The organism is uncultured Muriicola sp. (genome assembly GCF_947258935.1).
Lineage (GTDB): Bacteria > Bacteroidota > Bacteroidia > Flavobacteriales > Flavobacteriaceae > Muriicola.
On sequence record NZ_CAMYKH010000105.1, the window covers coordinates 1 to 10,569 of the forward strand.

6 protein-coding genes and 2 pseudogenes are annotated in these 10,569 nt (G+C 41.6%); all 8 read left to right on the forward strand.

Annotated features, from left to right (window positions below; translation table 11 throughout):
* Positions 1 to 108 precede the first annotated feature (108 nt).
* Positions 109 to 738, forward strand: a complete 630-nt coding sequence (locus Q0X72_RS12915; protein WP_297766200.1) for a TMEM175 family protein — start codon at positions 109 to 111, stop codon at positions 736 to 738.
* Complete coding sequence (locus Q0X72_RS12920) at positions 735 to 2,069, forward strand: M28 family metallopeptidase (RefSeq protein WP_297766203.1); 1,335 nt, start codon at positions 735 to 737, stop codon at positions 2,067 to 2,069. Before Q0X72_RS12915 ends, Q0X72_RS12920 begins: the two co-directional genes overlap by 4 nt.
* A gap of 6 nt (positions 2,070 to 2,075) precedes the next feature.
* Positions 2,076 to 3,404 (forward strand): hypothetical protein, encoded by a 1,329-nt coding sequence (locus tag Q0X72_RS12925; protein WP_297766206.1) that lies wholly within the window; start codon positions 2,076 to 2,078, stop codon positions 3,402 to 3,404.
* A gap of 76 nt (positions 3,405 to 3,480) precedes the next feature.
* A pseudogene (locus Q0X72_RS12930) lies at positions 3,481 to 4,898 on the forward strand (M1 family metallopeptidase).
* 109 nt (positions 4,899 to 5,007) lie between these two features.
* Complete coding sequence (locus Q0X72_RS12935) at positions 5,008 to 5,775, forward strand: CDP-alcohol phosphatidyltransferase family protein (protein ID WP_297766208.1); 768 nt, start codon at positions 5,008 to 5,010, stop codon at positions 5,773 to 5,775.
* 82 nt (positions 5,776 to 5,857) lie between these two features.
* Positions 5,858 to 7,234 (forward strand): amidohydrolase family protein, encoded by a 1,377-nt coding sequence (locus tag Q0X72_RS12940; protein ID WP_297766210.1) that lies wholly within the window; start codon positions 5,858 to 5,860, stop codon positions 7,232 to 7,234.
* Between the two features lie 10 nt (positions 7,235 to 7,244).
* A complete protein-coding gene (locus tag Q0X72_RS12945; protein ID WP_297766213.1) occupies positions 7,245 to 8,537 on the forward strand; it encodes an amidohydrolase family protein in 1,293 nt (430 codons plus the stop codon).
* Positions 8,538 to 8,896: 359 nt separating this feature from the next.
* Positions 8,897 to 10,569, forward strand: a pseudogene (locus tag Q0X72_RS12950) (WD40/YVTN/BNR-like repeat-containing protein); the annotation flags it as partial.

Here is a 10,569-nt window from a genome sequence, read left to right on the forward strand (position 1 = left end):
GGAATTTCCTAAAAGTAAAATTTCGAAGATCTCCAGGATTGCCGCCAATAGTATTTCAAATAAGTTGGCTTTCGCAGCCGAAGTTCCAGGTAATTAATCATGGACCCTATGAAGTTCTTACATAACAACAACAGAGTGGAAGCCTTTAGTGACGGGGTGTTTGCTTTTGCCGCAACCCTGATGGTTGTAACACTGGATATGGATGCAAGCCTCTGGTTAACCGGGGCCAAGGCTACCAATTTTATAAGTTTTGGAGCCAGCTTCTTTGTTTTAGTAATGCTATGGAAGATACATTACAATTTCTTCAGAAGGAACTCTTATATAGATAACTGGATCATTGCCTTGAACTCTGTGCTGCTTTTTGTAGTACTGTATTACGTATTTCCATTAAAGTCATTGATCAATTCCTGGATGGGTCTTCAAGCTATAACCCGTGATGGATTAGCCTCTTTGTTCGTAATGTATGGCTTTGGTTTCGCTTTGATCTTTTTATGCTACGCTCTTATGTATTACAGAGCTTTTAGAAAGACAAGATCAATTCAATCTTCCATAGACCTCCTTTTTTATGCACACCATTTTTCACTTTATGTTCTGGTGGCAATAATGTCGATTATATTAGGTGTTTTAAAAGTTGGTATTAACTTTGGGGCTCCAGGGTTCTTTTATGGTCTTTTAGGGCCATTATGTTACCTTCACGCTGTTTGGTTCGATAAAAAATACAGAAATACATTATTATGAAGTACATCTTTTTTACTGCCCTATTTGTTTCCTTTCAACTTTCATATGGTCAATCATCCAACGATATATACGCCATCGTCAATGCCGTTTCATCGGAACGCATAGAAGCAGATGTGACCAAGCTCGCTAATTTTGGCACAAGGCATACCCTAAGTGATACCCTATCTTCTACAAGAGGTATTGGTGCAGCAAGGCGATGGATTAAAGGAGAGTTCGAAAATATTTCTGCAGCTTGTAATAACTGCCTGAATGTATTTTACCATCAGGAATTAGTTAAAAAAGGCGATAATCAACGAATTGTTAAAGATGTGATGGTAGTGAATGTGGTAGCTATCCAAAAAGGTACTAAATACCCAAACCGCTATGTCATCATGAGTGGGGATATAGATTCTAGAGTAAGTGACCCAACCAATTATACCTCCGATTCTCCCGGTGCTAATGACAATGCCAGTGGTATGGCCGGAACTATAGAAGCTGCAAGGGTTCTTTCAAAATACAGTTTTGAGAATAGCATTATCTATGTAGGACTATCTGGTGAAGAACAAGGATTGTATGGGGGTAAATTCCTCGCAGCTTATGCCAAGGAAAAAGGATGGGACATTATTGGAGTTTTAAATAATGATATGATAGGAAATATCACCGGTGTAGATGGGGTGACCAGCAACCGAGATTTCAGGATCTTCTCGGAACCGGTACCTCCGACTGAGACGGAAAAGCAACGCAATGCGAGAAGATTTTACGGAGGCGAGGTTGATGGTATTTCCAGACAATTAGCTCGCTATGTACATAAGAATACCAAGACGTTTATGCCAGAAATGAATCCGATGCTAATTTACCGATTAGATAGGTTTGGGCGTGGTGGCCATCACAGGCCATTTAATGATCAGGGATTTCCGGGGATCAGGATTATGGAGGCACATGAAAATTACACCCAACAACATCAGGATATACGCGTGGAAGATGGAATTGCTTACGGCGATGTGTTAGAACATGTAAATTTTGAATTTGCCAAAAAGCTAACGGCTGTGAATGCCATTAATCTGGCCTCTCTGGCCTGGGCACCCCCGGCACCGGCAGAAGTGCAAATTGGCGGTATTGTTGCACCCTCAGCTATTTTAAAATGGAGCAAGTCCGAAGGAGCAGCAGGCTATAAGATCTACTGGCGAGACACCACCTCACCTACCTGGGATCATAGCAGAATGGTAGGCAATGTTAATGAGTTTACCTTAGAAGGGATAGTTATCGATAATTATTTCTTTGGTGTTGCCGCGGTAAGTGCAGAAGGATTTGAAAGTCCGGTGGTCTTTCCTAATGGTATATTCCGGAATTAAAGAACAATGACTACAAATCGTTTTTTATGCAAAGGGCTATACGGTTGCCTTTGTTTATTGCTTTTTAGCTGTGGTGAGGTCCAAAAAGAAAATACTTCAGTTGCTTCCACCGGCTATCTGCCAGATCTCAATATCCTCTTTGAAGATTATGAGAAAATGGAGCGCAATGAACGTTATGATGAGATCGCAAGAGAGATATTTGAAGCGAATATTGACCTCCATTCATCAGAGCTATATATGGAGGCCGCTTCGCTCTATCAGCTTGCGGATAAATTAGATTCTACCGTATTACTCATCCATAAGGCTATAGATCATGGTATGGCCAACCCTACTATTCTCAAGCAATATCCTGGCCTTGTTGAATTAAACACTAAGGAGATGAGGCACTTAAAAAAACGTCTTGATTCTCTGGAAGTAAAACTTCATAATATCTCAAACTTTACGCTGGAAATGAGGGCTATGGACCAATTCTGGCCATATTTTGAGGAAGCCAAAGCAAATCCGGATAGCGCCAAACAGTATTTAAAGAATTATATATTACTAGGTCCTCCCGAAATCAGAGACTATTATGCCATTAGATACTACAATTTGGAAAATATGTATGGGCAGATGATCAATGGCTCTCCAAAATATTACACATATCTGCGGGGGTATTTAAGGAAGCAAAGTGCGGAGGGACTCAAACAACAAACTAAGATAGCAATGCAGACCTTTAAAACACTTTACCCAAATGCTGTATTCCCAAAGGTCTATATGGTTCCAGGTTTATTAAATTCGGGTGGTACAGCCTCTGAAATGGGATTATTTATTGGGGGAGACATGTATGGCAGATCGGATGGAATGCCTGTAATGGAACTAAATGACTGGCAAAAGGAGTCAATTATGGAAATGAATATGCTTCCTCAACTTATCCTGCATGAACTTATGCATTTTCAGCAAAATTATGGGGACGAGGTGAATAGAGATAAGGTTCTTTACAAGATCATTGAGGAAGGAGTATGCGATTTTTTGGTAGAACTTTCAACCGGAATGCCCATACAATCAGCACAGTTAGATTACCTGAATTCCCCGGAAAACTTTGAGATAATTTCTGCAGATCTGCAACAAGAACTATTCTCAGAAGATCTTTCTAATTGGCTTTACAATGGGGGATCTATTGAAGACAGGCCTCACGATCTCGGATATGGGCTGGGTTATCTGATATCAAAGTCGTATTATCAAAATGCGGTAAATAAGAAGAAAGCGCTTGAAAATCTTTTGACCACAAACGATATGCGATCTATTCTTGAGGCCAGTGATTATGCGTATCTTTTGGTCGTAAATTCTAATTCGTAACCGGAAGATCATGAAATTTAGAATTCTTTGCATTTTAGTCCTAACTGTATTAGTTAGCTCTATTGGAAGCGCCCAGATGTTTACCCAACAAGATAGTCTCCGTGGAAGTATCACTCCGGAAAGAGCTTGGTGGGACCTAACTTTCTATGACCTACAGGTAAAAGTAGAACCGGAGGAAAGGTTGATTGAAGGATCGAATACCATTCGCTATAAAGTACTTAAACCACATCAGGTATTGCAAGTAGATCTTCAGCAACCTTTGAAGATCCTGAGCATACAGCAAGATGAGCAGCCATTATCCTATATCAGCAAAGGGTATTCGCATTTTGTAACCCTTGAAAAACCTCAGCTAGTTGGTGAGATTAACGAAATTGTGATCACCTACTCAGGAAATCCGCGGGCTGCGATCAGAGCACCCTGGGATGGAGGATTTTCCTGGAGCATGGATAGAAACGGACATCCTTTTGTTGCAACTTCATGCCAAGGACTTGGGGCCAGTGTTTGGTGGCCCAATAAAGACCATATGTACGATGAGGTAGACAGCATGGCCATTAGTGTTACAGTGCCTAAAGATCTTGTCGCAGTAGCCAATGGAAGACTAAAAAAAGTTCGTGAGCAAAAAGACACCAAAACCTACGACTGGTACGTTCGCAATCCTATCAACAATTACGGTGTGAATGTAAATATTGGTGACTATGTATCATATAGTGAAACCTTAGTTACAAATTGGTGGAAGTCCCTTATCTGGGTATGGAACATCAAAGTTCTATTACCTATGGAAACAAGTATCAAAACGGATATTTAGGCAATGATCTCTCCGGTTCTGGATGGGGAGAAACGTTCGACTTTATCATAATTCATGAATCGGGACATGAGTGGTTCGCCAATAATATTACGTATAAGGATATTGCAGATATGTGGGTACATGAAGGATTTACAGCTTATTCAGAAAATCTTTACCTCAATTATCATCAGGGTAAAACTGCTTCTTCTGAATACGTGGTAGGCACCCGTAATAAAATCAGAAACGACAGACCTGTTATTGGTCCGTATGGAGTGAACAAATCTGGTTCAAGTGACATGTACTACAAAGGAGCCAATATGCTCCACACCCTAAGGCAACTGTTGGAAGACGACGAAAAATGGCGGAGTATTCTGCGAGGCATGAATGCGGAATTCTATCATCAAACCGTAACTACTGCACAAATTGAAAACTATCTCAGTGAACAAACAGGCATTGATCTTACCGCATTTTTCAACCAATACCTAAGATCGACGGCGATCCCAACACTCGAATACAAAATGGATGAAAATACCATTACCTACAGGTATACCGATATTGTTGCAGATTTTGATATGCCCGTACGTATTTATATCGGTGAAAAAGAACATTGGCTTTTACCTTCAATGGAATGGAAAAGTGAAAAACTTCCCAATATAAGCCAGATGGTGGTAGACAAAAATATTTATATAAGAACAACCAGGTTAGATTAAAATACCCTTCTGTTTTAAAAAAGATATCTTTGTAAAACTACCTTGTTTTCTTACTCAGCCAGCGTGTTTTCGTTCTTTGTAAATTACAGGTAATGATGTCGCCGGGGTCATGTCCAAATTGCCGAAGAAATATCGTTTTGTCGACCTGTCCGACTATGGCAGAGCAGCAGGAAATAAAATAGCTGTATCCCTTAAAAATACCTGCGTAACCCCCATCCATGTTACACTGCTCTTTCTTATTTGCGGTATTCTGGCAACCGTTTGTATTTTATTTCAATATTATTGGGCAGCGGCTGCACTGTTAGTTCTAAAATCGATACTCGATGCGGCCGATGGAGAATTGGCCCGAATAAAGAAAACACCTTCATATACAGGACGCTACCTGGATTCTATCTCTGATATAATACTGAACATACTTCTTTTTACAACAATCTGGAAAGTTACTGAGGGATCTGTGGTTTACACTATTTTAGCCTTAATTGGGCTTCAATTACAGGGAACCCTTTACAATTATTACTATGTAATACTGCGAAACCGATTCCATGGGGATACCACCAGCAGGGTCTTCGAAAAAGAAGTTCCCAAGGCCATGAAAGGGGAAAAACAACAATATGTAAACATCCTGTTCAAGATCTATCGATTCTTTTATGGCCCATTTGATAAGATGATTTACCATCTGGACCGCAAAGCGGTTACCGGCAAAATATTGCCTAAGTGGTTTATGACGGCTGTATCTACATTTGGTCTTGGGTTCCAATTACTGATCATTGGCGGTATGCTCGCTTTTGATCTAAAGGATTATATCATTCCTTTTTTTATTGGTTTTTCTTTCTTTATTTTCATTTTTATAGGATTGAGAAGGTTTCTAAATCGGTAATTCTTTCTACCTTACCTATTCATTGAACAGAAGTGTTTACAGGTTGACAGATGGCCTTGTAAGCTGATCAAATACCATTGTAATGCAACGACTTTTTATTCTCATTTTCGTACTCCTCCTTGGATCCTGCCAAGAGATTCCTGAACAAAAGAAATCATCGGCAATTCTAATATCTGATGTTTCCATCTTGGATGTAAGCACCGGCGAGATCATGGAACACAAAAGCATTGAAATAGATTCTGGAAAAATACGTCGTATAACTGGTATTCTTAAAGATACCACGGGTTTTCAAACAGTCATTGATGGGAAAGGTAAGTATGTGATGCCTGGTCTGGCAGAAATGCATGCCCACATTCCGGCCCCTCCTATTTCGCAGGAACAATTGGAAGAAACCTTGTTTCTATACCTTTCCAACGGCATTACCACTATAAGAGGGATGTTGGGACACCCGTCTCACCTCGAACTAAAAAAACTGGTAGCAAAAGGCAAAGTATTAGGTCCAAGGGTCTTCACTTCCAGCCCTTCTCTAAATGGCAACACCGTAAGAACTGTGGAGGAAGCCGAAGCAAAGGTTACCGAGTATCAAAAAGATGGGTACGACTTCCTAAAAATTCATCCCGGTATTTTAAGACCCGTGTTTGATCAGATAGTAACAACGGCTAAAGAAGTGAATATCCCTTTTGCGGGCCATGTACCTGTTGATGTGGGTATAAGACATGCATTAAAAAGCGGATATGCCTCCATTGATCATGTTGATGGTTATCTGGAAGGCCTGGTACCGGAGACTGCCGGGGTAAACCCTAGAGAAAACGGATTTTTTGGTTATGATTTTACAAAGCTGGCCGATACCTCATTGATCCCTTCATTGGTTTCACTATCTAAGGAAAATAAGGTTTGGATCGTCCCAACTCAAAGTTTGTTCGAACGATGGTTCGCTCCTGTTTCTGCTGATCAACTCCTCAATGAGCCGGAAATGATCTATATGCCGGTAACGACACTAACAAATTGGAAGATCCGCAAAGAACAAACCATGGGGAAAGGCACTAATTTTAGTAAGGCTCAATGGGAACGGTTCAATGCTATCAGACTTCAGTTGATAAAAGCCTTGCAAGACAATGGGCATGGTATCCTCTTAGGATCAGACGCCCCACAGTTATTCAATGTACCAGGTTTCTCTATCCATCATGAAATTGTTGGAATGATTAACGCCGGTTTAACACCTTTTCAGATCATTCAAAGTGGTACTTTAAATCCGGCTATCTATTTTGAACAGCAAGAAGTATTTGGACAAATAAAGGAAGGCATGGTTGCAGATTTACTATTGCTTAGAGAAAACCCCATGGAAGACATTAAGGCACTAAAAAAATTAGACGGGGTAATGTTAGGCGGCAAATGGATAGACAGAAAATCGATCGACAAGAAACTTAAGGTCATTGCTTCACATGCGGAAAATCAATAATCAGCTATGTATGGAATTCTTTAAAAATCTCAATTTCCTGAAATCAATTTCATTAAAAGTAAGCCTGGTTGCCATTGTCTTAGGCTTTTTTTCAGGTTTTAGTCAGACCCTTATAATACCAGAGCGCGTTTTCGACGGGGAATCCATGCATAAAGACTGGGTGGTTTTGGTAGAAGGAAACCAAATAACATATGCCGGTACCTCCTCCGGACTTAAGATGATAGCAGGTACCACGAAAATCCCTCTGCCAGACATGACACTAATGCCGGGCATCATTGAGGGTCACTCGCATCTTCTGCTACACCCTTACAATGAGACTTCCTGGAATGACCAGGTTCTCAAAGAATCTCCTGCGGAAAGAGCGATCAGAGGTGCTGTACATGCCAACAATTCTTTAATGGCCGGTATCACAACTATGCGCGATCTAGGTGCAGAAGGAGCGGGGTATACAGATGTTTATTTAAAAAAAACCATAGATGAAGGAATCGTACCCGGACCTCGTTTATTAGTGGCCGGGCCAGCAATTGTTGCCACAGGAGCTTATGGCCCAAAGGGGTTTCATGATGGAGTAACAATTCCTTTAGGGGCAGAAACAGCAAGTGGGATAGATGAAGTGATAAGGACCGTACGAAGACAACTTGGGAATGGGGCAAATTTCATCAAAGTATATGCCGATTATAGATGGACCCCCGGAGCTGCATCAGAGCCTACTTTTCTACCTAAGGAATTAGAAGCCATGGTGGCCACAGCTACCAGCGCCGGAAGTTATGTGGTTGCACACGCCAGTACGCCGGAAGGCATGCGCCGGGCAATTATGGCAGGCGTAGAAACCATTGAGCATGGGGATGAAGGAACGTCAGAAATATTTCAATTAATGAAAGAGAATGGAGTTGCCCTGTGCCCTACTCTGGCCGCTGGTGACGCCATAGAACAATATAGAGGATGGGATAAAGAAAAGGAGGCACCTTCTGACAGGATGATAGCAAAGAGAAGATCTTTTTCCCTTGCACTTAAATCAGGCGTAACCATCGTGTTTGGAGGTGATGTAGGCGTCTTTCCCCACGGAGAGAACTACCGCGAAATGGATCTGATGGTCTCTTATGGCATGAAACCCCTCGATGTTTTAAAAGCTGCCACCAGCGTGAACGCAAAGGTCTTTCATCTAGACAGGGCAGGTAGCATAAAAAAAGATTTTCTGGCCGATCTTGTTGGTGTTAAAGGTGATCCTTCCAAGGATATTGGTGTAATGAAGGAGGTTAGGTTTGTAATGAAGGATGGTCAGATCTACAAGAGTGAAGAATAACTTATGTATAGATTGGTCCCAACTGTCATATCCGGAAGTTCTTTTTTAAGTCCTTTCTGTAAAAACTATCATCGAAATACTGCTTGCCAGGGCCAATGATTGATCTTTTTAGGAGGATACCATCTAAGTAAATTGCCTGTAATATAGAACGCCATGCGAACGAATAAGCATCCAAATAATAAGCTGTTAGAATAATTCATCTCCACTTTTAATACAAATATATAGCTTAAAGTATAAAATAAAGCGCTGTTGCAAAGGCCACAAAAGAGGCATACCACTTACTTCCTTAACAACTATTTAAGAATTACAAGAAGTGATTTTGGTATATTTAGCGAACGAACCTAGAACTAACTATAATTATGAAAAAAGGACTACTCTCTCTGATGCTTTTGGCATCCGTTTCCCTATTCTCTCAAGACTTTAAAATGGACCTGGTTCAGGACTTGAAACCCCGCAATATTGGCCCTGGTGGGATGAGCGGTAGGGTAACTGCCATTGACGTGGTGCAAACCGAACCAGACGTTATGTATGTTGGGACCGCATCGGGTGGCTTGTGGAAATCTACATCAGGTGGGATTACCTGGAAACCGGTCTTTGACAAGGAGTTAACCGCATCTATAGGGGCCGTTGCTATCCAACAGAGTAATCCTTCGGTTATCTGGGCAGGTACAGGAGAAGGCAATCCTAGAAACAGTCTAAATGGAGGCTATGGCATTTATAAGTCGCTCGACGGTGGCAAAAATTGGATGGCCATGGGGCTCGAAAAAACAAGGCATATACCTGGGGAGAGCATCCGGAACGAGGAGTTTTTAAAACTACGGACGGGGGTAAATCCTGGTCTAAAGTGCTTTTTGTTAATAACAGGACCGGTGTGGCCGACCTTATAATGGATCCCACCAATCCCAATAAGATGTTCGCAGCGATGTGGGAACACAAAAGAGATCCCTGGTTCTTTAAATCTGGGGGTCCCGGTAGTGGACTCTATATGACCCATGACGGAGGGGTGAATTGGAAAAAGATCAGTGAAGAAGATGGTTTTCCAAAAGGAGAACTTGGCAGAATAGGTGTGGCAGTGGCCCGCAGTAAACCCTCAGTGGTATACGCATTGGTTGAAGCAAAGAAGAATGCACTTTACAAATCCGAAGACGGGGGTTTTAAATGGAAAAAGATCAATGACAAAAGTGAAATAGGTAACAGACCATTTTACTATTCCGAGATCTATGTGGATCCGCAGAATGAGAACAGGGTCTATTCGGTATTTACTTATGTGAATGTTTCAGAAGATGGGGGTAAGAACTTTTCAGAATTGATGCCGGCGTATGGAGTAGCCAATGGCGTACATCCCGATCATCACGCCTGGTGGATACACCCCGAGGACGGACATTTTATGATCGATGGAAATGACGGGGGTATGAATATTACCAGAGACAGAGGAGAAAGCTGGCGATTCATTGGCAATCTGCCTGTTGGGCAATTCTACCATATTAGCACAGACAATGAATTTCCATATAATGTGTATGGTGGTATGCAGGATAATGGATCCTGGCGCGGTCCGGCATATGTTTGGAAAGATCAGGGGATACGCAATAGCTATTGGCAAGAGATTGCCTTTGGGGATGGATTTGATGTTGTTCCGGATAAAGACGATTCGCGCTTTGGATATGCTATGAGTCAACAGGGATTTGTTAGCAGGTACGACCATTTTACCGGAAATAACTACACAGTAAGACCAACACCTCCAGATGCGACGACAGAATTGAGGTTTAACTGGAATGCCGGTATAGGACAAGATCCTTTTGATAATAACACCGTGTATTTTGGAAGCCAGTTTGTACACAAAAGCACTAATAAAGGGCTTACCTGGGAAGTGATCTCTGGAGATATGACAACCAATGACCCGGAGAAACTAAAACAAAGTGAAAGTGGAGGTCTTTCGATGGATGCTACCGGAGCAGAAAATCATTGTACGATATTGGTGATTGAACCTTCTCCCTTAGAAAAGGATATGCTGTGGGTAGGAACAGATGACGGC

Coding starts and splice junctions, on each gene's coding strand:
- Q0X72_RS12915 (WP_297766200.1), top strand. CDS start 109: ATGAAGTTCTTACATAACAACAACAGAGTGGAAGCCTTTAGTGACGGG.
- Q0X72_RS12920 (WP_297766203.1), top strand. CDS start 735: ATGAAGTACATCTTTTTTACTGCCCTATTTGTTTCCTTTCAACTTTCA.
- Q0X72_RS12925 (WP_297766206.1), top strand. CDS start 2,076: ATGACTACAAATCGTTTTTTATGCAAAGGGCTATACGGTTGCCTTTGT.
- Q0X72_RS12935 (WP_297766208.1), top strand. CDS start 5,008: ATGTCCAAATTGCCGAAGAAATATCGTTTTGTCGACCTGTCCGACTAT.
- Q0X72_RS12940 (WP_297766210.1), top strand. CDS start 5,858: ATGCAACGACTTTTTATTCTCATTTTCGTACTCCTCCTTGGATCCTGC.
- Q0X72_RS12945 (WP_297766213.1), top strand. CDS start 7,245: ATGGAATTCTTTAAAAATCTCAATTTCCTGAAATCAATTTCATTAAAA.